Annotated in this window: 22 protein-coding genes; 12 read left to right on the forward strand and 10 right to left on the reverse strand. The window is 73.9% G+C overall.

The genetic code is table 11. The features are described from left to right. Window positions 1–10 precede the first annotated feature (10 nt). Window positions 11–1774 (forward strand): aspartate--tRNA ligase, encoded by a 1764-nt coding sequence (gene aspS, locus BS72_RS16995; RefSeq protein WP_037911569.1) that lies wholly within the window; start codon window positions 11–13, stop codon window positions 1772–1774. Between the two features lie 836 nt (window positions 1775–2610). Next, a complete protein-coding gene (locus tag BS72_RS17000) occupies window positions 2611–2847 on the forward strand; it encodes a DUF397 domain-containing protein (RefSeq protein ID WP_037911570.1) in 237 nt (78 codons plus the stop codon). 361 nt (window positions 2848–3208) lie between these two features. Here BS72_RS17000 and BS72_RS17005 read toward each other — a convergent pair whose 3' ends face one another. Next, the gene (locus tag BS72_RS17005) at window positions 3209–3688 is read right to left on the reverse strand and encodes an ATP-binding protein (protein ID WP_037911573.1); all 480 of its coding nucleotides are present in this window, start codon (window positions 3686–3688) and stop codon (window positions 3209–3211) included. A 181-nt stretch (window positions 3689–3869) separates the two neighbouring features. Between BS72_RS17005 and BS72_RS17010 the strand changes: the two genes are divergently transcribed. Together BS72_RS17010 and BS72_RS17015 are read left to right on the forward strand one after the other, a co-directional pair. Next, complete coding sequence (locus BS72_RS17010; protein ID WP_037911575.1) at window positions 3870–4736, forward strand: helix-turn-helix domain-containing protein; 867 nt, start codon at window positions 3870–3872, stop codon at window positions 4734–4736. Between the two features lie 654 nt (window positions 4737–5390). Further along, on the forward strand, window positions 5391–6851 hold the full coding sequence (locus BS72_RS17015) for an LCP family protein (RefSeq protein WP_051951189.1): 1461 nt from the start codon (window positions 5391–5393) through the stop codon (window positions 6849–6851). Window positions 6852–6998: 147 nt separating this feature from the next. Here BS72_RS17015 and BS72_RS17020 read toward each other — a convergent pair whose 3' ends face one another. After that, window positions 6999–7466, reverse strand: coding sequence for a PPOX class F420-dependent oxidoreductase (locus BS72_RS17020; protein ID WP_407639046.1), 468 nt, complete (start codon window positions 7464–7466; stop codon window positions 6999–7001). A 149-nt stretch (window positions 7467–7615) separates the two neighbouring features. Then, window positions 7616–7840 carry a DUF2277 domain-containing protein gene (locus tag BS72_RS17025; protein ID WP_037911580.1) on the reverse strand — a complete coding sequence of 75 codons (225 nt, stop codon included), beginning with the start codon at window positions 7838–7840 and terminating at the stop codon, window positions 7616–7618. A gap of 216 nt (window positions 7841–8056) precedes the next feature. Between BS72_RS17025 and BS72_RS17030 the strand changes: the two genes are divergently transcribed. Together BS72_RS17030 and BS72_RS17035 are read left to right on the forward strand one after the other, a co-directional pair. Beyond that, the gene (locus BS72_RS17030) at window positions 8057–8920 is read left to right on the forward strand and encodes a chitosanase (RefSeq protein WP_037911582.1); all 864 of its coding nucleotides are present in this window, start codon (window positions 8057–8059) and stop codon (window positions 8918–8920) included. A 123-nt stretch (window positions 8921–9043) separates the two neighbouring features. Next, window positions 9044–10054 (forward strand): aldo/keto reductase, encoded by a 1011-nt coding sequence (locus BS72_RS17035; RefSeq protein ID WP_037911585.1) that lies wholly within the window; start codon window positions 9044–9046, stop codon window positions 10052–10054. A gap of 107 nt (window positions 10055–10161) precedes the next feature. Here BS72_RS17035 and BS72_RS17040 read toward each other — a convergent pair whose 3' ends face one another. After that, window positions 10162–10857: a hypothetical protein gene (locus BS72_RS17040; RefSeq protein WP_051951190.1), complete on the reverse strand. Its 696-nt coding sequence runs from the start codon at window positions 10855–10857 to the stop codon at window positions 10162–10164. Between the two features lie 309 nt (window positions 10858–11166). On the opposite strand from BS72_RS17040, the gene BS72_RS17045 reads away from it, so the two are divergent. From BS72_RS17045 to BS72_RS32435, 5 genes are all read left to right on the forward strand, one after another. After that, window positions 11167–12519: an efflux RND transporter periplasmic adaptor subunit gene (locus tag BS72_RS17045; protein WP_037911587.1), complete on the forward strand. Its 1353-nt coding sequence runs from the start codon at window positions 11167–11169 to the stop codon at window positions 12517–12519. Continuing rightward, a complete protein-coding gene (locus BS72_RS38405) occupies window positions 12519–14684 on the forward strand; it encodes an ABC transporter permease (RefSeq protein ID WP_078901430.1) in 2166 nt (721 codons plus the stop codon). The genes BS72_RS17045 and BS72_RS38405 overlap by 1 nt, the downstream gene beginning before the upstream one ends. A 109-nt stretch (window positions 14685–14793) precedes the next feature. Beyond that, window positions 14794–15636, forward strand: coding sequence for a hypothetical protein (locus BS72_RS37295; RefSeq protein WP_051951191.1), 843 nt, complete (start codon window positions 14794–14796; stop codon window positions 15634–15636). Window positions 15637–15727: 91 nt separating this feature from the next. Beyond that, window positions 15728–16468 carry a response regulator transcription factor gene (locus BS72_RS17060; RefSeq protein WP_037916318.1) on the forward strand — a complete coding sequence of 247 codons (741 nt, stop codon included), beginning with the start codon at window positions 15728–15730 and terminating at the stop codon, window positions 16466–16468. Window positions 16469–16726: 258 nt separating this feature from the next. After that, window positions 16727–18520 (forward strand): sensor histidine kinase, encoded by a 1794-nt coding sequence (locus BS72_RS32435; protein WP_232792441.1) that lies wholly within the window; start codon window positions 16727–16729, stop codon window positions 18518–18520. Window positions 18521–18829: 309 nt separating this feature from the next. Here BS72_RS32435 and BS72_RS38410 read toward each other — a convergent pair whose 3' ends face one another. From BS72_RS38410 to BS72_RS17095, 6 genes are all read right to left on the reverse strand, one after another. After that, window positions 18830–19291 (reverse strand): DUF3618 domain-containing protein, encoded by a 462-nt coding sequence (locus BS72_RS38410; protein ID WP_051951193.1) that lies wholly within the window; start codon window positions 19289–19291, stop codon window positions 18830–18832. After that, window positions 19288–19686: a phage holin family protein gene (locus tag BS72_RS17075; protein ID WP_037916326.1), complete on the reverse strand. Its 399-nt coding sequence runs from the start codon at window positions 19684–19686 to the stop codon at window positions 19288–19290. Before BS72_RS17075 ends, BS72_RS38410 begins: the two co-directional genes overlap by 4 nt. 111 nt (window positions 19687–19797) lie before the next feature. Then, entirely contained in the window at window positions 19798–20787 is a 990-nt protein-coding gene (locus BS72_RS17080; protein ID WP_078901431.1) for a metal ABC transporter permease, read from the reverse strand. Beyond that, entirely contained in the window at window positions 20784–21659 is an 876-nt protein-coding gene (locus tag BS72_RS17085; RefSeq protein ID WP_037911588.1) for a metal ABC transporter permease, read from the reverse strand. The genes BS72_RS17080 and BS72_RS17085 overlap by 4 nt, the downstream gene beginning before the upstream one ends. A 205-nt stretch (window positions 21660–21864) precedes the next feature. Continuing rightward, window positions 21865–22680: a metal ABC transporter ATP-binding protein gene (locus BS72_RS17090; RefSeq protein ID WP_232792442.1), complete on the reverse strand. Its 816-nt coding sequence runs from the start codon at window positions 22678–22680 to the stop codon at window positions 21865–21867. Window positions 22681–22851: 171 nt separating this feature from the next. Next, a complete protein-coding gene (locus BS72_RS17095; RefSeq protein WP_037911591.1) occupies window positions 22852–23820 on the reverse strand; it encodes a metal ABC transporter solute-binding protein, Zn/Mn family in 969 nt (322 codons plus the stop codon). A 174-nt stretch (window positions 23821–23994) separates the two neighbouring features. Between BS72_RS17095 and BS72_RS17100 the strand changes: the two genes are divergently transcribed. Continuing rightward, window positions 23995–24387, forward strand: a complete 393-nt coding sequence (locus tag BS72_RS17100; RefSeq protein WP_037911593.1) for a hypothetical protein — start codon at window positions 23995–23997, stop codon at window positions 24385–24387. Window positions 24388–24408: the final 21 nt, after the last annotated feature.

The raw sequence follows: 24408 nt of genomic DNA on the forward strand, positions 1-24408 counted from the left end.
GGACGAACTGATGCACCGGTACCGGTCCCACACCTGCGGAGAGCTGCGCAGCACCGACGTCGGCACCGACGTCCGCCTGTCCGGGTGGCTGCACAATCGCCGAGACCTGGGCGGCATCCTCTTCGTCGACCTGCGCGACCACTACGGCTTCACCCAGCTGGTGGTCCACCCGGGGTCGGCGGTCTACGAGCAGCTCAGCGGCCAGTCCAAGGAGTCCGTGCTGCGGGTGGACGGCCGGGTGGTGGCCCGCGCCGCGGAGAACGTCAACCCCGACCTGCCCACCGGCGGGGTCGAGGTCGAGGTGGCCTCCGTGGAGGTGCTGGGCGCCGCCGAGCAGCTGCCGTTCCCGGTCTTCCCGGAGGACAACGCCAACGAGGAGATGCGGCTCACCAACCGCTTCCTCGACCTGCGCCGCCAGCGCATGCACCGCAACATCATGCTGCGCACCCAGGTGATCGCCTTCCTGCGCCGCGAGATGACCGCGCTCGGCTTCAACGAGATGGCCACCCCGATCCTGTCGGCCACCTCCCCCGAGGGCGCCCGCGACTTCCTGGTGCCCTCCCGGGTGCACGCCGGCCGCTTCTACGCGCTGCCGCAGGCGCCGCAGCAGTTCAAGCAGCTGCTGATGATCTCCGGCTTCGACCGCTACTTCCAGATCGCGCCCTGCTTCCGCGACGAGGACTCCCGCGCCGACCGCTCGCCGGGCGAGTTCTACCAGCTCGACGTCGAGATGAGCTTCGTGGAGCAGGAGGACGTCTTCTCGGTCATCGAGAAGGTGATGACCGACCTGTTCACCGAGTTCGGCGGCGGCCGCCCGGTCACCTCGCCGTTCCCGCGCATCCCGTTCCGCGAGGCGATGGTCAAGTACGGCAACGACAAGCCGGACCTGCGCACCTCGCTGGAGCTGGTCGACGTCTCCGACCTCTTCGCCGGGCACGCCTTCAAGGCGTTCGCGGACAAGCACGTGCGGGCGCTGGCCGTGCACGACACCGCCGACCAGCCGCGGAAGTTCTTCGACGGCCTCGGCGAGTACGCCGTCTCCCTCGGCGCGCAGGGCCTGGCGTGGGTGCGGGTCGGCGAGAACAACGCGCTGACCGGCCCGATCGCGAAGTTCCTGACCGAGGAGGACACCGCGGCGCTGCTCGGCGCGGTGGGCGCCAAGCCCGGCAGCGCGATCTTCTTCGGCGCGGGCGAGTTCGACGAGGTCTCCAAGATCATGGGCCCGGTGCGGGTGGAGGCCGCCCGCCGGGCCGGGCAGTTCGAGGAGAACGTCTTCCGCTTCTGCTGGGTCGTCGACTTCCCGATGTTCGAGCGGAACGAGGACACCGGCGGGATCGAGTTCTCGCACAACCCCTTCTCCATGCCGCAGGGCGGCCTGGAGGCGCTGGAGACCAAGGACCCGCTGGACATCCTGGCCTGGCAGTACGACATCGTCTGCAACGGCATCGAGCTCTCCTCCGGCGCCATCCGGAACCACGAGCCCGAGGTCATGTACAAGGCGTTCGAGATCGCCGGGTACACCCGGGAGACCGTGCAGGCCGAGTTCGGCGGCATGCTGCGCGCCTTCCACTTCGGCGCGCCCCCGCACGGCGGCATCGCCCCGGGCGTCGACCGCATGGTGATGCTGCTCGCCGACGAGCCCAACATCCGCGAGACGATCGCCTTCCCGCTCAACCAGAACGCCCAGGACCTCCTCATGGGCGCCCCGTCCGAGGTCGAGGAGACCCGGCTGCGCGAGCTCCACATCCAGCTGCGCAAGCCCGCCAAGCCCTGACCCTCGGCGCGTCACCTTCTCCGCTTCCCGGGCCACCAGCCTCCCGCTGGTGGCCCGGCGGCGTTCACGGGGGCGTTCGCGGGGGCCTTTACGGGCGGTACGGGCGGTACGGGGCCGCCGGGCTCGTCCGGCTTGCGGGGCGGCGGGACGGAGGGCGGCGGGGCCGCAGAGCCGCGGGACCGCTTCGGCCGCTCAGGGAGCGCCCTCGGGGCCCGGAGGCGCGCCGCCGTGCGCGGGCCGGCCGCGGTCCGCGCGGGAACCGGCGGAGGGGTCCCGAACGTCGAACCGGGCAGAGGCGGTTCGGCCCGGAAGTCCGCCGCTTCCCCGCGTCTCCGCCGAGCCGATCCGCCGCGCAACGCTCTGCCGTCCTCCTCCTCGCCGTCTCCCCGGCGGTCCCCGCCGCCACCCCGGCCGTGAACCCGTTCGCCGTCGTCACGGCCGTCAACTCGGCCCGCGGTAGCGGGCAGTCGGCGGATGTCGACGCGGAGTACCGACACCCCGTCAGACAGCCTCCGTCCCCGCGCTTGAGCCCCGCCGATTTCGGGAACACCGGAAGTGACGGGGCAGTGCGAGATTGCGGAAAGCTCTCCATTCGTAGCGCGGAGTGAGGAATTCGGTGGCGGTTTTCCTGCCGCTCCGCCCAATACCGTGTCCGATCGGCCGGCTGGTCACGGATACGGATGATCCGGCTCCGCGACAGCGGACAACTCGACCCAAGAACGACCTCGGACCTGACCCACAGTGACTGCACGTGCACATGCACGTGCTGATGCACGGGACTCGGGTCCGGGTTATCATCTGCCCTAAAGGACAAGGAACTTGACCAGGAGTCGCTGATGGCCCGGGTACAGAATGGAATGGCGGCGGAGGATCTGACCGGCGTGGTCTGGCAGAAGAGCCGCCACAGTAATGCCAATGGCACATGCATGGAGTTCGCCGCCCTCCCGGACGGCGAGGTGGCGGTGCGCAATTCGCGGTTCCCGGAGGGTCCGGCGCTGGTTTACACCCGGGCCGAGATCGAATCGATGATCATCGGAGTCAAGGCCGGGGAGTTCGACCACCTCATGCCGTGAACGCGGCGCCGGCGGCCCATGGGGTCGTCCGGCGTCGTCGGTTGACGGGTGGCAACGATGTCATGAGCGGGGTGCGCCTACGGAAGCCGTGGTGCGGCGGCACGGCTTCCGACTTCGCGCGCCCGGGCCGGCACGGCCGGCGCAGGTGGCGCGGCCGGCTCGGTCGGAGTGGGGTCGGCTGGAACGCCGGCGCCCGGCCGACGAGGCGGACGCCCCGACCCGGGCCGGGTTCCGGTGGGCGGTCGCGACGGCGCGGCTCCGAGGGGCCGTTCGGCGTCCGTTCAGCGGTGGGCGGCGCGGCGCGTCGGGGTGAGGCGCTTCGGTGCGCGCTTCGGTGCGCGGCGGTTCGCCGGGCGGCGGCTCACAGCGCGCTCCCCGCGGGTGCGAGGAAGAGCGCCCAGACCACCTTTCCGGTCTCGGTGAGCGGGTGCCAGCCCCAGCTCTCGCTGAAGGACTCCACCAGGTGCAGCCCGCGGCCGGTCTCGGCGACGAAGTCCGGGTCCTTGGCGATCGGCGGCACCGTACTGGGGTCGCCCACCGCGCACACGACGCGCGAACTCCACCGGACCAGGCTGAGGCGCACCGGGGACCCGGGCGTGCCGATGGGCACGGCGTACCGCAGCGCGTTGGTGACCAGTTCGGAGGCGACCAGTTCGATGGACTCGCGCAGCGCGGTGGCGTCCCATCGCTGGAGGGTGGAACCGATGAAACGGCGGGCCTCACGTACCGACTCGGGTGACGCGGGCAGTCCGCACGTGGCTCCGTCGGCGGCCGCGAGGCGCTCGGGCGCGAGGATTCCCTGCCATAACGGTTCCAGTACCGCTGCTGCCTCTGCTCTCATGCGAGCCCCCGAGGTGTTTGCACGTCCACCATGCTCATGGATCAGTACCCAACCATGCAAGGGCGTCTGCACGTGCATCTGCAAGGAATTGATGCACGAGACGTTGGAGAGTGACTGTATGGGTACTGCGCGCAGCACAAGAGTGGCAGACTGCTGATGAGCTAAGGGCGGAGCGTGACTTATGAGCGCAGGACAGCCGGGAGGCGGGTCCATCGTGCGGCGCATGCTGCTCGGAGCGCAGCTGCGGCGGCTGCGGGAGAGCAGGGGTATCACCCGGGAGGAGGCCGCCTATCTCATCAGGGCGTCCGAATCCAAGATCAGCAGAATGGAGTTGGGCCGGGTCAGCTTCAAGGAGCGTGACGTAGCCGACCTGTTGACGCTGTACGGAGTGGCGGAGGAGGCGCAGCGCCAGCCGCTGCTCGGGCTGGTCCGCGAGGCCAACGCGGCCGGGTGGTGGCACGGTTACTCCGAGGCCATGCCGTCGTGGTTCCAGACGTACGTCGGGCTGGAGGAGTCGGCCGCCCTCATCCGCACCTTCGAGGTCCAGTTCGTGCACGGCCTCCTCCAGACCGAGGAGTACACCCGGGCGGTGGTCCGGCTCGGTCATCCCGACGCGCCCGAGTCGTCGGTGGAGAAGCGGGTCGGCCTGCGCCTGGAGCGGCAGAAGCTCCTCGTCTCCGAACGGGCGCCCCGCTTCGTGTCGGTGATGGACGAGGGCGCGCTGCGCCGGTCGTTCGGCGGCCGCGAGGTGATGCGGGGGCAGGTGCGGCACCTGCTGGACACGGCCGAGGCGGAGAACATCGACGTCCGCGTCCTGCCCTTCACCACCGGCGGCCACGCGGCCGGCGGCGGCGCCTTCACCCTGCTGGGCTTCCCCGACTCCGACCTCCCCGACCTCGTCTACCTGGAGCAGCTCACCGGCGCGCTCTACGTCGACAAGCCCGACGACGTGCGCGAGTACACCAAGGCGATGGGCATCCTGGACGGGGCCGCGCTCACGCCCGCCCAGTCCCTCGACTGGCTGCGGGAGTTCCAGCGCGAGCTGTGAGCGGCGCCCACCGGCCGCCGGACCCGGCCCGGCGTCACTCGCCCGGGTGATTCCGGCAGGGCGCCGCCGTGCGGGTCCGCCACGGGCCGCCGCCGTCCCGGTACGTTGGCGCGGGCCGCGGCCTGCCCGCGGGACCGCTGACGGCGCGAACTCCGCCCAGGACGGCCCGCGTTCGGCGGCCCGGTCTGCCGTGCCCTACCGACGGCGAGGCCGTGGCCCTCGGCGGGCGGTGGGTGGTGGCGCCGAATCCCCTGGTGAACTCGGCCTGGGCGGAGCCCCCGAGGCGCCGCCCCGGCCCGCCGCCCGCCGCGTCGCGCCACCGCCCCCGGCGATGCCGGGGCGGGCCTCCCGGTCCGTCCGGACACCTCGCCGGCCGTCCCACGGCCGTCCCACGGCCGGTCCCGTGGCCCGACCCGGCGCCCCAACACCCCGACGGTAAGTAAGGGTTCGCTAACGCATCCGAACGGGTGCCAGTCCCCGTTGAACCCACGCGTGACCACCCCAGCACGTACAGTGGCAAGCCGGTCGCGGCCCGGCCGTCCTCCGGCGGGCGCGGCACCGGCCCGGACCACGTCCGGGCGGAGGGCACACGCGGAGGGCACACGTGGGCACCGCTGGTTCCGGCGGGCCACCGGAGCGAAGGTGTTGTGGGGAATGGGCGTTCGCGGACACAGGCGAAAACGGGGCCGCAGGGAGTGGATCATCGGCGCCGCGGCGGCGCTGGTGCTCCTGGTGGTGGGCGGCGCCGGCGCCGTCTACCTGAAGCTCGACGCCAACATCTCCACCTTCGACTCGGCCGGCCTGAGCAAGGACCGCCCCGGGGCCGGAACGGCCGACGCCGACGGCCACCGGGCCGTCAACGTCCTGCTGATCGGCTCCGACAGCCGGGCCGGCAGCAACGCGTCCCTCGGCGGCAGGGGCACCTCCGGGGTGATCGGCCGCTCGGACACCACGATCCTGCTGCACGTCTACCCCGACCACCGGCACGCCGTCGGCGTCTCCATCCCCCGCGACGCGCTCGTCGACATACCCCCCTGCCTGCTCCCCGACGGCACCTGGTCACCGGACCAGCCCTCCGCGATGTTCAACGCGGCCTTCTCGATGGGCGACACCGCCCAGGGCAACCCGGCCTGCACTCAGAACACGGTGGAGAAGCTGACGGGGATGCGCGTCGACCACACCGTCGTCGTCGACTTCGAGGGCTTCGCGGCGATGACCTCGGCCGTGCGCGGTGTCGACGTGTGCGTCCCCCAGGACGTCTACTCCGCCGACATGAACCCCGACCTCACCTACCGCGGCAAGCTCCTGCTGCGCCGCGGGCGCCACACGCTCTCCGGCCGCCAGGCGCTGGACTACGTCCGGATGCGGCACGGCCTCGGCGACGGCTCCGACGTCGGCCGGATGATGCGCCAGCAGGCGTTCCTCTCCGCGCTGATCGCCAAGATCAAGGGCGAGGGCATGAACCCGCGCACCCTCCTGCCGCTCGCCGACGCCGCCACCAGGTCGCTCACCGTGGACCCTGGACTGGGCAGCGCGGCGAAACTGGTGTCCTTCGGGCTGTCGCTGAAGCGCGTCGACCTGAAGGACATCGAGTTCATCACCGCGCCCTGGCAGTACGCCGGCTCGCGCATAGACCTGGTGCACCCGGCCGTGGACGAGCTCTTCGCCGACCTGGCCGCCAACCGGCCGCTCAAGGGCCTGGAGGCCACGGGCCACCGGGCCGCGCCGCACCCGGCCGCCTCCCCGATCGTGGACGGCTCCGGCATCGCGGTGGGCGTCTTCAACGGCACCACCACCGACGGCCTGGCCGGCGAGGCCGCGCGCCGGCTCACCGCCTCGGGCTTCACCGTCACCGGAACGGCCACCGCGCGCTCCCAGGACCACCCCACCACCCTGGTGGAGTACGGCTCCTCCGACGTGGCGCAGGCCCGCACCCTCGCCACCCTCTTCCCGGGGTCGCAGCTGGTCCCGCTGCCGGTGCGGGGCATCAACCTCGTCCTCGGCCAGGACTTCGCGAACGCGTCCTCGGGCTCGTCCGCCGGGCTGCCCAAGGCGGTCGCCGACGGCGCCCGCAGCGCCGCCACCGACGCGTGCGCGAGGCTCTCCTACGGCTGACCCGCGGGGCCGGCCGGGCGCACACCGCAACCCGCCCCGTGCCGCCCCCAGCGGCGCCGCCCCGCAGGGCGCCCCTCGCGCGGCCCTTCGTCCAGGTCGGGCGAGGGGCGCGACGCGGGCGCGTGGTCTGCCCCTGTGCCGCGCGTCCTACTCGGTGAGGCGGGCCTGCGCGGTGACGCGGTCGACGCGGCCGAACACCAGGCACTCGCCCGGCACCGCGTTGCGCGCCCCGAACTCCGGCCCGCGCTTCTCCCCCATGTAGCGGACGCCGAGCCGGGTAGCCCAGTTCTGGAGCGCGACCGGGTCCTCGACGAGCTCGGCGGTGCACTCCAGCAGGACGAACGAGTACGGCGGCTCCTGGTCGTCCACGCACAGCGCGAAGCGCGGGTCGCGGCTCAGCGCGCGGCCCTTGAGGGAGGAGAGCCCGGTGTTGAAGACGACCCGTGGCCCGGTGCCGCCCCCACCTCCGCCCCCGCCCCCGGCCTCGTCACCGTCGCCGTCGTCGATCAGGAACCAGACGGGGGTCACGTGCGGACGCCCGTCCTTGCGCGTCACCGCGATCTTTCCGGTACGGGTGCCGGCGTTCGCGAAAGCGCGCCACTCGGCCTCGGTCATGGTCGCCATGGCGGAAGGCTAGGGCGCACGGCTACCCGGACCCCGCCGCCCGGCGGCGACGGGCCGGCGGTTTCGCCCAGGTGGTCGGGGTGTCCCGGGCTTGGAGGAGTCCTTTGGAGTCCGTCTGAGTCCGTCTGGGTTCTTTGGAGTCAGCCCGTCTTCGCGGCGGCGCCGCGCACCTCCAGGCCGTCCAGGAGCTCGGCGGTGGCGGCGGCGACCGCTGCCACGGCCGCGTCGAACACCTCGCGGTTGTGGGCGGCGGGGGCGCGGAAGCCGGAGATCTTCCGCACGTACTGGAGCGCGGCGGCCTGGACGTCCTCGTCGTGGACCTCGGGCGTCATCGGGGGGCGGAGCGTCTTGATGCTTCGGCACATGCCTCCAGTGTCGCGCGGGACACGCGGGCCGTGCGGCGCTCTTGGCGCGAAGGGGCCGTGGTGCTTCAATGCTGTGTGGTGGTTAGGAAGCTTTCCTAACCAACGTGCTGGCGTCCGCTCACCACCGGATCACCCGACAGCACCCCGCCACGCACCCAGCCACCGACCCATGGCCGCGGCCCCGTACCCCGGGACCGGCCGGAAACGGAGACGCCCGTGCACACCTCCCCCCACCCCGCCGCCTCCGCCGCCGCGCGGACGACCCGGGTCCGCCGCAGGACCGCCCTCGGCCTGGCCGTCGCTGTGCTGGCCGGCGGCGCCTCCCTCGCGCTGGCCGGACCCTCCGGCGCCGCCACCGCCCCCGCCGGGCTGGACGACCCGCACAAGAAGGAGATGGCGATGGAGCTGGTCTCCTCCGCCGAGAACTCCACCCTCGACTGGACGTCGCAGTACAAGTACATCGAGGACATCGGCGACGGCCGCGGCTACACCGCCGGCATCATCGGGTTCTGCTCCGGCACCGGCGACATGCTCGAACTCGTCCAGCACTACACCGACATGGAGGCCGGCAACCCGCTGGCGAAGTACCTCCCGGCGCTGGAGAAGGTCAACGGCACCGACTCGCACTCCGGCCTCGGCTCGGCCTTCGTCAGCGCCTGGAAGACCGCGGCCAAGGACACCGTCTTCCAGCAGGCCCAGGACGACGAGCGCGACGACGTGTACTTCAACCCGGCCGTGGACCAGGCCAAGGCGGACGGCCTCGGCACCCTCGGCCAGTTCATCTACTACGACGCCATGGTCATGCACGGCCCGGGCGACGACGCGGTGAGCTTCGGCGGGATCCGCAAGACCGCGATGAAGAAGGCGAAGACGCCCGCGCAGGGCGGCGGCGAGACGGCCTACCTGAACGCCTACCTCGACGCGCGCAAGGCCGCGATGCTCACCGAGGCCGCACACGACGACACCAGCCGGGTGGACGACGAGCAGCGGGTCTTCCTCAACGCCGGCAACCTCAACCTGGACCCGCCGCTGCACTGGAAGACCTACGGCGACTCCTACGAGATCCTCACCCTGCCGTAGCGCCGGAAGCCGCCTCCCCGGGGGTGTGCGGGCGCCTGCGCACCCCCGGGCTCTTCCGAACTCCGTGTCCCCGCAAGGGAATCACCGTGTACTGGAGTGGACTCCACGGTGTTTGCTGCCGTCATGGAGTACACACAGCTCGGCCGGACCGGGCTCAGGGTCGGCCGTCTCGTCCTGGGCACGATGAACTTCGGCGGCGCGACGAGCGCCCAGGACAGCCGTGCCCTGATGGAGACCGCGCTCGGCGCGGGCGTCAACCTCTTCGACACCGCCGACATCTACGGCTCCGACGACCGCAAGGGCCTCACCGAGGAGATCCTCGGCGACTGGTTCGCCCAGGGCGGTGGCCGCCGGGACAGGGTGGTGCTGGCCACGAAGGTCTACGGCCACGCCGTCAACGACGGCCGCGAGTGGCACGATCCCGGCTGGCCCAACGACGACCGGCTGTCCGCCCGGCACATCCGGCAGGCCGCGGAGGCGAGCCTGCGGCGGCTGCGCACCGACCACATCGACGTCTACCAGTTCCACCACGTGGACCGGAACACGCCGTGGGAGGAGATCTGGCAGGCCGTCGACGTCCTGGTCCAGCAGGGCAAGATCCTCTACGCCGGCTCCAGCAACTTCGCCGGCTGGCACATCGCGCGGGCCAACGAGGCCGCCGCCCGGCGCGGTTCGCTCGGCCTGGTCAGCGAGCAGTGCCTCTACAACCTCTTCGAGCGGCGGGCCGAGGCCGACGTGATCCCGGCCGCGCAGGCGTACGGCCTCGGCGTCATCCCGTGGTCGCCGCTGCACCAGGGGCTGCTGGGCGGCGCGCTGCGCAAGGAGCGCGAGGGCGGCGGCCTGCGCACCTCCGGCGGCCGGGCCGGGCGCGGCCTGGCCGACCCGGCCGTACGGGCGCGGATCGAGGCGTACGAGAAGCTGTGCGCCGACCACGGGCTGGACCCGGCCGAGGTGGGCCTGGCGTGGCTGCTGACCCGGCCAGGCGTGACCGGCCCGATCGTCGGCCCGCGTACGGCGGGGCAGCTGGAGTCGGCGCTGCGGGCGGCGGAGCTGCGGCTCACGCCGGAGTTCCTGGCCGCGCTCGACGGGATCTTCCCCGGCCCGGGGCCTGCCCCGGAGTCGTTCGCCTGGTAGCGGCGCCGTGCGGACCGCCTCCGCCGGCCCGGCGGGGACGGGTGGGGGCTCCGAGGCGCCTCAACGGGCGCCCCGGAGCCCTCCGCCCCGTTCCGTCAGGGCCGGGTTCAGCTCGCCGTGGGGCTGGAGCTGGGGCGCTGCGGCAGCAGGACCTTGCAGGTCGCGTACGCCTTGGCGTACTTGGGGTCGGAGGTGTTGAACGCCCCGGGGCCGCTGCCACCGTGACCGCCGGCGCCGGGAGGGGCCGTCGCGGTGGGCACCGTGACGCCGTGGTCCTTGAGGCAGCTGGTGAACGCCTGGAAAGCGCTGCTGTTCATGCCGCCGCCCTGGCCGCCCGGGCCGCCGCGGCCGCTGAACGAGGGCCGCTTGGACGCGCACGCCTGCAGCGCCTGCTGGGTCTTGGGGTCGGCGGAGGCGCCGCCCATGCCGGGGAAGCCCCCGCCCCCGAAGCCGCCGCCGTAGCCCCCGCCGTAGCCGCCGCTGGGCCGGCCGCTCGGCGCCCCGCTCGGACGTCCGCTGGGCCGGGTGCCGCCCGAGGGGCGGTTGAACGTCGGCAGGTTCACGCCGTGCTGCGAGAGGCACTCCCGGTAGGCGTCCATCGCCTGCCCGTTCGCGCCCCCGCCGGCGGCCGCGCCGGAAGCGGAGGCACTGGCCGAAGTGGTGGAGCCGGCGGTGTCCTTGCCGCTGCTGGAGGAGCCCGAGCAGGCGGCCAGCGCCATCGCCCCGGCGGCGAACACGGCGACGCACGCTCCGGCGCGCACCGCGGCGCGCCCGGCGACGGGCCGGCGGGTGGTCGTGGTCATGTCCGGGTCTCCTCGCTTCCACAGGATCGGTCGGCCGGTTGTGCCGCCCGCGCGCACGCGCGGCGGAACGGTGCCCGCGGACGACCCCCGAACTGAACCGCACCGAGGTGGGGGATGCCGGGGACCTGCCTGTGAGTTCCCGGGGAACGTGTCGTCCCACCCGCCCCAGGAGTATCCACGGGTGGGGTGCTATGGGGGGTTTGGAGGCTTTCGCCGGTCGGGGTGGCGGCTCGGGACGGCCCGCCGCTCCCAGTCAACTCCCAGGTGGCTCCCAGTGCTTCAAAGGCGGGGCGGTCCAGGATGCGCGCCATGAAGGTGCTTCCACGGCGGCGCAGGGCCGTCCTGATCAACTCGGTGCTCGGCGTGGTGGTCCTGGCCGGCGCCGGCGGCGCCTGGGCGGCGGTGCACAACGGAGGCGGCAGTTCGGCCGCCTCCACCAGTGCCCGGACCGCGACCGTGACCAGCGGAACCGTGACGGCGACAGTCTCCGGCTCCGGCACGCTCTCCTCTCCCAGTGACGCCGGTGTGGACTTCACCACCGGCGGCACCCTCACCGAGGTCGACGTCAAACCCGGCGACAAGGTGAAGAAGGGCCAGGTCCTCGCGAAGGTCGACACCACCGCTTCCGACGAGACGCTCCAGCAGGACGAGGAGCAGCTGACGGCCGCGCAGGCCAGTCTGACGAAGGTCGAGGAGGGCGAGTCCACCTCGACCCAGTCCTCGGGTTCCAACGGTTCCAACGGCTCCAACGGAGGCGGTCAGGGCGCGGTCGTGACGCCCACCCCGACGCCGACCGTCGATCCCGCCCAGCTCGCCTCCGCGCAGGCCCAGGTGACGCAGGCGCAGAACGCCGTCGACAGCGCCCAGCGCGCGGTCGACGGCTGCGTGCTGAAGGCGCCGGCTGACGGCACGGTGGCGTCCGTTGCGGGCGCCAAGGGCGACACGGTCTCCGGCACCGGCGGCTCGTCCTCGGGCTCCGGCTCGGGCGGCTCGTCCGGCTCGTCCGGCTCGTCGTCCTCGTCGTCGTCCTCTTCTTCTTCGAGTTCGACGCCCAGCGGCTTCGTCGTCCTGACCAACCCGTCGGGCATGCAGGTCAAGGCGAACTTCTCCGAGGCCGACTCGCTGAAGATCAAGGCCGGCCAGGCCGCCACGGTCACGCTGAACGCCGAGTCCGGCACGGTCCTCCAGGCGAAGGTGCTCTCCATCAGCTCGCTGCCGGTGAGCAGCGGCTCCAGCGGTGGCGGCTCCAGCAGCAGCGCCGTGCAGTACGCGGCCGTCCTCGGCATCACCGACGACACCTCGAACCTGCGCACCGGCCTGAGCGCCAGCATCCAGGTGACCACCGGTGAGGCGCAGAACGCGCTGAGCGTGCCGACGGCCGCGGTCTCCGGCACCGGCTCCAACCGCACGGTGCTGGTCGTCAACGCCGACGGCTCGACCACCCGTACGGCGGTCACCGTCGGCGTCGAGGGCGACAGCACCGACCAGATCACCAGCGGTCTGAAGGCCGGCCAGCAGGTGCAGATCCCGCAGGTGGCGTCCTCCAGCAACGGCGGCTTCCCGAGCGGCGCGTTCCCCGGCGGGTTCGGGGCGGGCGGCGCGAGCCGCTTCGGCGGCGCCGGTGCCGGCGGCTTCGGCGGCGGCCGCGGGGGTGCCCGCTGATGGGCCAGTCGCTGACCAGGCGGCTCGCCGGCCGGCTGGGCGCGTCCCGGCCGGGCTCCGGCACCGCCCCCGGCGGCCGCCCGGCGGGTGCGGGCGGCCCGGACGGCGACGGGCCCTGGGGCCCGGCCCCGGTCATCGAGGTGCGCAGCCTGCGCAAGACCTACGGCCAGGGCGACGCGGTCGTGCGCGCCCTGGGCGGCCCGGTCGCGGCACCCGGCGCCCCGGACGGCGTCGACCTGGTCGTCGAGCAGGGCGACTTCGTCGCGGTGATGGGCAGTTCGGGCTCCGGCAAGTCCACCCTGATGAACATCCTCGGCTGCCTGGACGTGCCCACCTCCGGCCGCTACCTGCTGGACGGCATCGACGTCGGCGGCCTGGACGAGCACCAGCTCTCCCTGGTCCGCAACCGCAAGATCGGCTTCGTCTTCCAGTCGTTCAACCTGGTGCCGCGCACCCCCGCGCTCGCCCAGGTCGAACTGCCGCTGGCCTACGCCGGGGTGCGGTCGTCGGAGCGGCGCCGCCGGGCGCTGGCCGCGCTGGCCCTGGTGGGCCTGGCGGACCGCGTCGACCACCGGCCGAACGAGCTCTCCGGCGGCCAGCAGCAGCGGGTCGCGGTGGCCCGCGCGCTGGTCACCGCCCCGGCGATGCTGCTCGCCGACGAGCCGACCGGCAACCTCGACAGCCAGAGCACCGAGGACGTGCTGTCCGTCATCGACCGGCTCAACGCGGCCGGCCGCACGGTGGTCCTGATCACCCACGAGGACGAGGTCGCCCGGCACGCCAAGCGGGTGCTGCGGCTGGTCGACGGCCGGATCATCTCGGACGTGCGGCAGGCGGCCGTCGACGGCCCGCCGCCCGCGCTGCTGGACCCCGCGGCGTTCCCGGCGGCTCCCGCCGGGCGCGGGCGTCGCCACCCCGGCCCTGACCGGTGCCCGCCAGGACGGAGGCGCCCGGTGAACCCGTTCGAGATCCTGCGCTTCGCCGTCGGCGGCCTGGCCGCGAACAAGGTCCGCTCCGCGCTGACCATGCTCGGTGTGCTGATCGGTGTGGCCGCCGTCATCATCCTGCTGGCCGTCGGCAACGGCTCCTCGCAGTCGGTCAAGGACTCCATCGAGAAGCTGGGCACCAACGCGCTGACCGTCAGCTCCGGCGGCGGCTTCGGCTCCGGCAACTCCTCGCAGGGCACCAAGCCGCTGACGGTGGACGACGCCCGCGCGCTGGCCAACCCGTCCGACGCGCCCGACGTCGACTCGGTCGCGCCCGAGGTCACCACCTCGCAGACCGCGATCTACGACGGCACCTCGCACTCCGTCGGCCAGGTCGTCGGCACCTACCCGGCGTACTTCAAGACGTCCAACAGCAAGGTCGTCAAGGGCGACTACTTCAGCGCCGACGACGTGCTCAACTCCCGGAAGGTCGCGGTGATCGGCTCCACCACCGCCACCGACCTGTTCGGCACCGTCTCGCCGATCGGCAAGAAGATGGTGATCGGCGGCACCCCGTTCACGGTGGTCGGCGAGCTGGCCACCAAGGGCGGCACCGGCTTCCAGGACCCGGACGACACGGTCATCGCGCCGCTGCCGACCGTGCAGAACGCCTTCACCGGCTTCGGCTCGCTCTCGCAGATCCTGGTCGAGGCGAAGTCCGCCACCGCCACCACGAAGGCGCAGAGCGAGATCACCACCGTCCTGATGGGCACCCACGGCATCAAGGACTCCAGCGACGTCGACTTCCAGGTCTCCAGCCAGCAGTCGCTGCTGACGACCCAGTCCGACACCAACAAGACGTTCACCGTCCTGCTGGGCGCGGTGGCGGCGATCTCGCTGCTGGTCGGCGGGATCGGCATCACCAACATCATGCTGGTCACCGTCACCGAGCGGACCCGGGAGATCGGCATCCGCAAGGCCATCGGCGCCCCCCGGGGCGTCATCCTCGGCCAGTTCCTGGCCGAGTCCACGCTGCTGTCACTGATCGGCGGCGGGCTGGGGGTGGTGGCCGGGCTGATCGGCTCGCGCTTCACCATCGTCGGGATCAAACCCGTGGTCATCCCCACCTCGGTGTGGGGGGCGTTCGCCATCGCGGTGGCGATCGGGCTGTTCTTCGGCGGCTACCCGGCCAACCGCGCGGCCGGGCTGCGGCCGATCGAGGCGCTGCGGCACGAGTGAGGACGCCGGCGCCGGGCCCCCTGCGGCCCGGCGCCCCCGGGGCCTGCGGCGTGCAGCCGGCAGCCCACACCAGACACAGGCATGACACGTAAGCGAGGGAGAAGCCGAGATGGCGCGACGCCGCACCGAGCTCGACCGGGCTGCCGCCGGAAAGCGGCTGCCCGCACCCGCCAGCCCGCAGGGCGGCGCGATCGAGATCCTGGACAGCGACACCGGCGTGCTGGAGGTGGCCACGGCGGACACCGCCCGGCTGCCGGTCACCACCCCCGGGGCCGGGCCCTACGAACTGGCCGGCGAGCGGCCCGAGGACATCCTCGCGGAGCCGCCGGACGCCCGGGACGTCTCCGCGGAGCTGGCCGCGCCGCCGCGCCGCAAGCTGCCGTGGCTGACGCTGGTGCTGTCGGCGTGCGTGGTGGCCGCGGCCGCCTTCTCCGGCGGCGCGCTGGTGGAGAAGCACCAGCTCAACGGCGGCTCCGGGCGGACGGCGGCGTTCGGCGCCGCGGGCGCGTCCCGCACGGGTGCGGGCAGCCGTACCGGCGCGGGCGGCTTCGGCGGGTTCGGCGGCGCCGGCGCGACCGCGGGCGGCTCGCAGGGGACGGGCGGAGCGGCCGGGGCCGCGGGTGCGCTGACCATCGGCACCGTCAAGCTGGTCGACGGCGACACCGTCTACGTCACCGACGCCCAGGGCGACATCGTCAAGGTCACCACCGGCAGTTCCACGAAGGTCAGCGAGACCAAGACCGGCAAGGTGTCCGACCTCAAGGCCGGGCAGACGGTCACCGTCCTCGGCACGAAGGACTCCGACGGCAACGTGAAGGCGACCACCGTCACCCAGGGCGGCTCGACCGGCTTCGGCGGGTTCGGCGGCGGCTTCGGCGGCGGGTTCGGCGGCGGTTCCGGTGCCGGCGGCACCGCGACGGCGGGCGGTTCCGGCTCGGGTTCGGGTAGCTGACATCCTCTTCACAGCTACGCCGCGTACGGTGCGGCCACCGGTCGGCACCCCCGCCGACCGGGCCGCATCCGACGACGGCCGGGAGGAGCGCGTGGAAGCACCCGAGGCCAGCCTGCTGGTCGTCGACGACGAACCGAACATCAGGGAGCTGCTGTCCGCCTCCCTGCGCTTCGTCGGCTTCAAGGTGGCCTCGGCCGCGTCCGGCGCGGACGCGCTGGCCGCCGTCGCCCGGGAACGGCCCGACCTGGTCGTCCTGGACGTGATGCTGCCCGACATGGACGGCTTCACCGTGGTGCGGCGGCTGCGCGAGGAGTCCGGGCCGCACCCGCGGAGCGGCGGCGCCGACCGGCTGCCGGTCCTCTTCCTCACCGCCAAGGACGGGGTGGACGACAAGATCAGCGGGCTGACGGCCGGCGGCGACGACTACGTCACCAAGCCGTTCAGCCTGGAGGAGCTGATCGCCCGCATCCGGGCGATCCTGCGCCGCACCGGCGGCCCCACCGACGACGGCCGACTGGTGGCGGGCGACCTCGAACTCGACCCGGTCGGCCACCAGGTGCTGCGCGGCGGCCGGCCCGTGTCGCTGTCGCCGACCGAGTTCAAGCTGCTCGCCTACCTGATGGCCAACGCCGACCGGGTCGTCTCCAAGCTCCAGATCCTCGACCACGTGTGGGCGTACGACTTCGGCGGCGACCTGAGCATCGTCGAGTCGTACATCTCCTACGTGCGGCGCAAGGTGGACTCCGGCGCGGACGGCGCGCCCAAGCTGATCCACACCGTGCGGGGCGTCGGCTACGTGCTGCGCCGCCCGCCGCTGCCGCCGCAGGGCTGAGCCGTGGCCGCACCCCCGCCGCCGGCCGGGCCCGGCCCGGATTCCGCGAACGGCTCCTTCGGGCCGGGCGGTTCGGTCGGGCCGTACGGTGCCGCTTCGGCGGACGGTGCCGGCGGGCCGCGCCCGGACGAGGCGGGCGTGCCCCGGGCGCGGCAGGCGCCGCCGTCGGCCGCGCCCGGGGTGCCCTCGGCCGTGCCGCCCGGGTCCGGGTCCGGGTTCGGGTCGCGCGGGGACGCGCGCGATGGTGTCCGGCGGGCGGTGCGGCGGGTGGCGGTGCGGCGGCTGGCGGGCTTCCGCTGGTCGGCGGTGCCGCTGCGGTCCCGGCTGGTGCTGCTGTCGCTGGTGCTGGTGCTGCTCGGGCTGGCGGTCAGCGACACCGTCGTGCTGGGCTCCGTCCGCGGCCAGCTCGTACAGCGGGTCGACCAGCAACTGGACCGGTACGGCCAGCCGCTGGCCCGCCGCCTGGGCACCGACGCCCTTCCCGGCCGCCGCGACCTCCCGCCGGGCCCGGGTATCGGCGCGGGCACCGGCGGGGGCCGGACGGGCACCGACACGACGAACGGCGACCGGTCGTGGCTGCCCAGCCAGTTCGTGGTGGCCTTCGCCGCCGCCGACGGACGGCTGGCCGAGCAGTTCCGGCAGCCCGTGGCGGCCGGCGACCCGCAGCCGCTGTGGCCGTCGATGGACGCCGACGAGCTGCGGGCCCGCATGAACCGGCCGTTCGACGTGCCCAGCGACCACGGCGGCGGCAGCTGGCGGGTGCTGATCGTGCCGGTCACGCAGGAGGCCCCCGGGCACGGCGGCGGCGTTTCGGACGGCTCCGGCGGCACCTCCGACGGCGCGTCGAACGGCCCGTCCGACGGCGTGTCCGGCGGCGTCCCCGGGGCGGGCGCCGCGGCGGCCGTCGGCGGGGGCGGCGGGCAGGGCGGTACGGGTGGCCCGGCCGGACCCGCGGACCCGGGGGCTCCGGGCGGCCCCGGGGGGGTGGACGACGTCCAGGGCCCGGGCGGCGGGGGCGGGGCGGCGCTGCCGGCCGGCGTGGTCGTCGCGTCCTCGCTGGACGACGTCTCCACCACCACCAGCCGGCTGAGCACGGCGTTCCTGCTGATCGGCGCGGTGGTGGTGGCACTGCTCGGCGTGGCCGGGTGGTTCGCGGTGCGGGCCGGGCTGCGGCCGCTGCGCCGGATCGAGGAGACCGCCGCGGAGATCGCGGCGGGTCGTCCGCTCTCCCACCGGATGCCGGAGGCGTCCCCCCGGACCGAGGTCGGCCGGATGTCCTCGGCGCTCAACGGCATGCTGGCGCAGATCGAGTCCGCGTTCGCCGCCCGCGCGGCCTCCGAGCAGCGGATGCGGCGCTTCGTCGCGGACGCCAGCCACGAGCTGCGCACCCCGCTGGCCGGCATCCGCGGCTTCGCCGAGCTGTACCGGATGGGCGCGCTCGCCGACGAGGCCGACGTACGGCGCACCATGGCCCGGATCGAGAGCGAGGCGGTGCGGCTGGGCGGCCTCGTCGAGGACCTGCTGACACTGGCCCGGATGGACGAGCAGCGCCCGCTCCAGCTGGCGCCGATGGACCTGCGCACGCTGGCCGTCGACGCGCTGCACGACGTCACGGCGCTCGACCCGGCCCGCGAGGTCACCCTGACCGGCCCGGGCGGACCGGGCACCCCGCCGGGCCCGGCCCCGGTCGTCGGCGACGAGGCCCGCCTGCGGCAGGTCGTGGCGAACCTCGTCGGCAACGCGGTGGCCCACACGCCCCCCGGCACCCCGGTCCGCATCGGCGTCGGCACGGCCGACGGCCACGGCGTCCTCGAAGTGGCCGACAGCGGCCCGGGCCTGGCGCCCGAGCAGGCCGCCCGGGTCTTCGAGCGCTTCTACCGCGTGGACGCCTCCCGCTCCCGCGCCACCGGCGGCGGCGCGGGCCTGGGCCTGTCCATCGTCTCGGCCCTGGTCGCGGCCCACCACGGCACCGTCGAACTCGCCACCGCCCCCACCAAGGGCTCCACCTTCCGCATCCGCCTCCCCTCGGCCCCCCACGTCGAGAGCGTGTGACCCCCGAGCCCGGCCGCCCGCCGCGGAGCGTCCGTCAGGCGGCCTGGTCGGGGCGGCCGGTCACCGAATCGGCGGGTGCCCGGCGAGGACGACGGTGTCGTCCCACGCACCGACGGGCTTCAGCCGCGCCACGGGGTCGCCAACGCCGGGGCTGCCGCGGGCAGCTCCGGTGTCAGCCCCGACTGCCGGCTCTCAGATGTGGCCCGATACGAGCGAACGAGGTCGCTACGGCTGCAGAAGTCGCGTTCATGCCACGAACCATGGCGTGATCCCCGGGGCGGACGGCGGCGATCTGCCCTTCGGCCGCTCTCAGTCGCGGTGCGGGAAGACGGCGTGGAGGACGGCGTAGGTCGTGGCGGCAGCGGCGGCTGCCGCCGCGGTCGGGGGATGCGGTGGACGATCGAGGCAGGGGCGTCCGCGCGGGTGGCGCCCGAAGTGGAGGCCGGGGGAGGGCCGCGGCGGGGCCGGGGGGAGGGCCGTGGCGTCGTCGGAGCCGGCGGTCGTCGAGCGGGTCGACGGCGGGCGGACCCGCGACCGGGCCTGGCCGGCGCGGCTGCGGGCCTGGTCGGCCGCCTGGACGGCACGGGTGCGGGTGCGGGTCTCGGCGCCGCGGAGGCGGGCGGCGGTCTCGCGGGCCTTGGCCTTGGCGCGGGCGGGGACGTCGACCTTCGCGGCCAGCTCCTCGACGGTCTGCCCCAGCGCCTCACGGGTCCGTTCGATCTGCCGTTCCAGATCGACGAGCTGCGGATCGGTACGGGTCGTCCGGGTCATCGCTTGGCCCTTTCCTTCAGGACCACCAGGTCGCGGTGGACGTTGTCCATCGTCCCCTCGGGCATCGGCGGTACGGCCTGCTTGACCTTGTGGCGCCCGAGCAGCGCCGCGATGCCGGCGATGATCAGCAGCCCGGCGGCCACCGTGAGCGCGGCCAGCCACAGGGACAGCGGGATCGCCAGGGCGGCGACGGCCGCGGTGACCAGGGCGGCCAGCGCGAAGAACCCCATCAGCCCGGCCGCGCCGAACATCCCGCCGCCGATCCCGGCCCGCTTGCCCTTCTGGGCCAGCTCGGCCTGAGCCAGCTTCATCTCCTGCCTGACCAGGTCGGAGAGCTGTTCGGTGCCCTCCTTGACCAGGGTGCCCACCGAGCGGGACCCGTTCGCGTACGCCACGGCCTTCACCTCCGACACGAGGGGTTGTGACGAGGACCGGGTTGCCCGAAGCGGCGGAAGGAAACGTTCACCCGTGAGCCCCGCCGTGCAGCCCGCCGCCCGGCCGACCGTTCAGCCACCCAGCCCACCCGGCCCCCTCAGCCCGCCGCTCCCCGCCGTCCGCGGCCCGCGACCCTCGCCGCCCCGCCGCCGCACGGCCGCGACCCCGTACGCGGCGGCGTACCCGGCGGTCGCGGTGGCCGTGATGGCGAAGCTCGGCGGCAGCCCGGGGACGGCGTACCCGAGGGCGAGCCCCGTCCACAGCTCGGCCACGCCGAGCGCGCCCGCGAGCGCCAGCGCCCGGTACGGCCGGGCGGTGAGCCGGTGGGCGGCTCCGGCGGGGGCGGCGAGCAGGCCGAGCAGCAGCAGCGAGCCGACCGCCTGCGTGGCCTCGGCCGCGCACAGCCCGACCAGCACCAGGAAGCCGTAGCCGAGCAGCCGCACCGGCACCCCGCGGGCGGCGGCCACCTCGGGGTCGACCGAGGCGAAGAGCAGCGGCCTGGCCAGGACCGCCGTCGCCGCGCACACGCCCGCGCCGACGGCCGCCGCGGTGTACGCCTGCCCCGCCGACAGCCCGAAGACCGAGCCGAAGAGCACGCTGGTGCCGGCGCCGCCGTCGGTACCGGAGCGCCCGGCCGCGTGGCCGGAGGTGTAGAGGGTGAGGAAGAAGACGCCCAGGCCCAACGCCCAGGAGAAGAGGCCGCCGATGGCCACGTCGTCGGCGGTCCGCGCGCCCCGCCCCAGCGCGCCGAGCAGCAGCGCGACGGCCACACACCCCGCGTACAGGCCCATCCGCAGGTCGTAGCCGAGGGCGAGGGCGGCGAGCGCGCCGGTGAACGCGGTGTGGCTGAGCGCGTCGCCGGTGAAGACCTGCGCGCGCAGTACGAGGAAGTACCCGACGAGTCCGGCCGCCGCCGCGATGGCGGTCCCGGCCAGCAGCGCGTACCGCAGGTACGGGTGGGCGAGCGGGCCCGCGGTGAGCGGGTCGAGGGCGAGCCGGTGCAGGGGGTGCCCCGCGGCGGTGGCCAGCAGCACGGCGGGGGAGGGCAGCGGGGGCGTCATGCGGGCACCGCCCCGAACCGGCGGGCCGCCGTCCGCGCGGCGCGGGCGAGGACGTACCCGCCGAAGGAGAACGTCGACACGTAGAAGCCGATCGGACAGGGCGAGTAGTACGCGGCGAGCAGCCCGAGCCAGGTGGCGGCCAGCGCCAGCAGCACCGACAGCAGCAGGCCGCGCGCGGGGCGGGCGGTGAGCTGCTGGGCGGTGGCGGCGGGCATCACCAGCAGGGCGAAGACCAGCAGCGAGCCGGTGATCTGGCCGACCTCGGCGGCGGTGGCGCCGAGCAGCAGCAGGAAGACGGCGCCGAGCGCGCGCACGGGCACGCCGCGGGCTGCTGCCACGTCCGGGTCGGCGGAGGCGAAGAGCAGCGGACGGCCCACCACCGCGAGCACGGCGAGCACCGCGGCGGCCACCGCGGCGAGCACCGCCACCTGGGTCGCCGTGATGCCGAGGAAGCTGCCGAAGAGCAGCGCGTCCACCCCGCCGAGCAGGCCCTTGTACAGCGCGGTGAAGAGGTATCCGCAGGCCAGCAGGAACGCCTGGACGGTGCCGGTGAGCGCGGCCCGGGGCCCGCCGGAACCCCGCCCGGCCGGGGCCGGCAGCACGGCCAGCACGAGGGCGGCGGCGAGGCAGAACCCGAAGTACCCGGCGGTGCTGCCGACGCCGACCAGGGCGGCTCCGGCCGCTCCGGGGAAGCCGACGGCGGAGAGCGTGTGCCCGGCGAACGTCTCCCGCCGCAGCACGGTGAACCATCCGACGCATCCGGCGAGCACGGCGACGACGGCGCCGGCCCGGAAGGCGTTCACCATGAACGGGTACGCCCACATGTCCCGGAAATCGGCAACAAGGTTCCAAGAAAAGACAACTGACGTCATGTCACATCGCCTCGGAGATATGCATGTTGATCAACGCCCTTCCGGTAGGACCTGTTTGACTCGACGGTGGTGAACGGGGCGTCGCGGACGCGGATGTGGTGGATCGGCCTTCTGTGGGGACCTGTTGTCCGGCCTCCCTTCGATCGGCCTGGGAGGCCGGAGGGTTGGCCAACTCGCTGTGACCGACTGGGTGCTTTCGGTTATGTCATGGGGTTCGGGAGGCGTGGTGACCGACGCCGCCGTGGCCCGACGGGCCCGCGCGGTAGGCCTCGTGGCGGTCCGCGTGGTCGGTGGGCGGTTCCTGCTCGCCGACGACGACCAAGCGCCCCGACGCGGTCCGCAGCACCTCGATCGGGGTGCCGTAGAGACGGCTCAACGTCTCGCTGGTGACGACCTCTTCGGGTCGGCCGCCGGCCGCGCCGCCCTCGGCGATGTACACCACCTGGTCGAGGTGGTGCAGGATCGGGTTGACGTCGTGCGCCACCATCACCACGGCCACGCCGTGCTCGTGGCAGACGCGGCTGACGAGGGCGGCCACCGCGTGCTGGTTGGGCAGGTCCAGGCTGTCCAACGGCTCGTCGAGCAGGAGCAGTTCGGGGCGTCGCACCAGCGCCTGGGCGATCAGCAGCCGCTGCTGCTCGCCGCCCGAGCAGGCGCCGATCGGGCGGTGGGCGTACCCGGTGGCGCCGACCGTCTCCACCGCCTCGGCCACCCGCCGCTCGGCCTCGCGGGCCCGCCGGCCGCCCAGCCGCGACGGGAGCGGGGTGCCCCAGCGCGCCCCGTCCAGGCCGAGCCGGACGATGTCGGTGCCGCGAACCCGCAGGCCCGGGTCGAAGCCGCGCCGCTGCGGCAGGTACCCGACCCGGCTCCCGGCACGCCCCGGCCGGTCACCCAACACCCGCACCTCGCTGCCGGGTTCGGGCCGTACTTGGCCGAGCAGCAGCTTGAGCAGGGTGGACTTGCCGACGCCGTTCGGCCCGAGCACCGCGGTGAACTGCCCCGGCAGCACCCGCAGGTCCACCCCGGACCACAGGGTGCACCCGCCCACCCGCACGCCCGCGCCCCGCAGTTCGACGACCGGCTCGCGGCCCTCCGACGCGGCGCCGGGCCGGAGGGGCTCGGGTGCGAGGGGCTCGGGTGCGCGGGGCCGCGGGGCCGTGGGGGCCGGGGAGGCCGCGGGCCGGTTCGCCGCTCACCTGCCGGTCGCCTGGTGGAGCGCCGCCGCGAGGCCCTTCAACTCGGCCGTCTGCCACTGCTGGAAGCTCGCCCCGGCCGGCGCCAGCGTCTCGGTGACGGTGGCCACCGGGATACCGGCCGCCTTCGCCGCCTTGACCTGCTCACGCACGTCGGGTGTGGAGTTCTGGCTGTTGTAGACGTAGACCCTGATCGCGTGGGTGGCGATCTGCCGGTCCACGGTGCTCTTGTCGCGGGCGGTGGGGTCGGTGCCCTCGCTGATCGCGCTGAGGAAGGTGTCCGGGGTGAGCATCCTCAGCCCCAGACCCTGCGCGAGCGGGCTGACGATCGACTCGGACGCACCGATCGGCGTGCCCGCGTACACCGCCTTGATGTGGGCGATCTCCTGGTCGTACGGGCCGAGCGCGGTCGTCTCGAACGCGGTCCTGCGGGCGGCGAAGTACGCGGCGTCGGCCGGGTCGATCGCCGTGTAGTCGGCGGTGATCCGGTCGATCACCTGGTGCACGTCGGCAGGCGAGTACCAGCGGTGCGGGTTGCCGCCGGGCTTGACGCCGACGAGGTCGCCGACCCGCAACTCCCGGCGCCCGTCCGCCGGGGAGGCCGCGAGGAGCTTGTCCGCCCAGGTGTCGTAGCCGATGCCGTTGACGATCGCGTACTGGGCTCCGGCGGCGGTGCGGGCGTCTGCCGCGGTGGGTTCGTAGTCGTGCGGGTCGGTGGCCGGATTGCTGATGACGCTGGTCACCGCGGCGTGGCTGCCGCCGAGTTGGGCGGCGATGCTGCCCCAGAAGTTCTCGGCCGCGAGGACGCGGATGGGGGCCCGGTCGCCGGCCTTCGCCGCGTCGGCGGCGGGCGGGTTGTCCGGGGAGGCTGCGGATGTCGAGCAGGCGGTCGCCGCGGCGCCGGTCAGCAGGAGCAGGACGGCGGCGGCGAGGGGGCGGGCCGGTGAGCGGCGTATCGGGAAGCGCATGCTTGCGACGGTAGATGGAAACGATTGTCAACATCAAGTGATGTCGAGAAGAAACTGGGAATCGTTACCAAGAAGAGGGCGGCCTACCGGTCCGCGTCCACCGACCGTGGGCGTACTCTCTGGTATGTAGGCACTCAAATGGTGCATATGTTGCTACCGGTTCGAGGTGGGCACATGACGCTACGTGACTCCGCATCCGGCCTGGGCGCCGCCTCGGGCGGGGCTGCCGCTTCCGACGCCTCCCCGCCGCCCGAGCCTCCCGCTCCGGTCGACCGGTACGCCTACGTGTCGGAGGAGGCGCACCAGCGGGCCCTCCTGCTCAGCGAGGTGGCGGCCGACGGCGTCGCCGGGTTCGCCCGGGTGCTCCGGCGGGCGGCCTCGGGGGACCCTGTCGCGGCCAGGCTCACCGTGTCGTCCATGCTCAGGGCGGTGCCGCCGCTGACGGCACTCCAGGTGCACGAGTTCCTCTCGCTCGCGCGCGTCCGGGAGTCCGACCTCGCCTCCGAGATCACCCCGGACCAGCGGGTGACGCTCATGGCGCTGATCCAGCGCTCGCCGCACATGTGACCGGCGGCCCGCACGGCGTCC

This window comes from Actinacidiphila yeochonensis CN732 (genome assembly GCF_000745345.1).
Taxonomy (GTDB): domain Bacteria; phylum Actinomycetota; class Actinomycetes; order Streptomycetales; family Streptomycetaceae; genus Actinacidiphila; species Actinacidiphila yeochonensis.

Coding starts and splice junctions, on each gene's coding strand:
- BS72_RS17095 (WP_037911591.1), bottom strand. CDS start 23,820: ATGCGCTTCCCGATACGCCGCTCACCGGCCCGCCCCCTCGCCGCCGCC.
- BS72_RS17000 (WP_037911570.1), top strand. CDS start 2,611: ATGGCCCGGGTACAGAATGGAATGGCGGCGGAGGATCTGACCGGCGTG.
- BS72_RS17010 (WP_037911575.1), top strand. CDS start 3,870: ATGAGCGCAGGACAGCCGGGAGGCGGGTCCATCGTGCGGCGCATGCTG.
- BS72_RS37295 (WP_051951191.1), top strand. CDS start 14,794: ATGGCGCGACGCCGCACCGAGCTCGACCGGGCTGCCGCCGGAAAGCGG.
- aspS (WP_037911569.1), top strand. CDS start 11: ATGCACCGGTACCGGTCCCACACCTGCGGAGAGCTGCGCAGCACCGAC.
- BS72_RS38405 (WP_078901430.1), top strand. CDS start 12,519: ATGGGCCAGTCGCTGACCAGGCGGCTCGCCGGCCGGCTGGGCGCGTCC.
- BS72_RS17040 (WP_051951190.1), bottom strand. CDS start 10,857: ATGACCACGACCACCCGCCGGCCCGTCGCCGGGCGCGCCGCGGTGCGC.
- BS72_RS17045 (WP_037911587.1), top strand. CDS start 11,167: ATGAAGGTGCTTCCACGGCGGCGCAGGGCCGTCCTGATCAACTCGGTG.
- BS72_RS38410 (WP_051951193.1), bottom strand. CDS start 19,291: ATGACCCGGACGACCCGTACCGATCCGCAGCTCGTCGATCTGGAACGG.
- BS72_RS17015 (WP_051951189.1), top strand. CDS start 5,391: ATGGGCGTTCGCGGACACAGGCGAAAACGGGGCCGCAGGGAGTGGATC.
- BS72_RS17080 (WP_078901431.1), bottom strand. CDS start 20,787: ATGACGCCCCCGCTGCCCTCCCCCGCCGTGCTGCTGGCCACCGCCGCG.
- BS72_RS17025 (WP_037911580.1), bottom strand. CDS start 7,840: ATGTGCCGAAGCATCAAGACGCTCCGCCCCCCGATGACGCCCGAGGTC.
- BS72_RS17100 (WP_037911593.1), top strand. CDS start 23,995: ATGACGCTACGTGACTCCGCATCCGGCCTGGGCGCCGCCTCGGGCGGG.
- BS72_RS17085 (WP_037911588.1), bottom strand. CDS start 21,659: ATGACGTCAGTTGTCTTTTCTTGGAACCTTGTTGCCGATTTCCGGGAC.
- BS72_RS17035 (WP_037911585.1), top strand. CDS start 9,044: ATGGAGTACACACAGCTCGGCCGGACCGGGCTCAGGGTCGGCCGTCTC.
- BS72_RS17020 (WP_407639046.1), bottom strand. CDS start 7,466: ATGACCGAGGCCGAGTGGCGCGCTTTCGCGAACGCCGGCACCCGTACC.
- BS72_RS17005 (WP_037911573.1), bottom strand. CDS start 3,688: ATGAGAGCAGAGGCAGCAGCGGTACTGGAACCGTTATGGCAGGGAATC.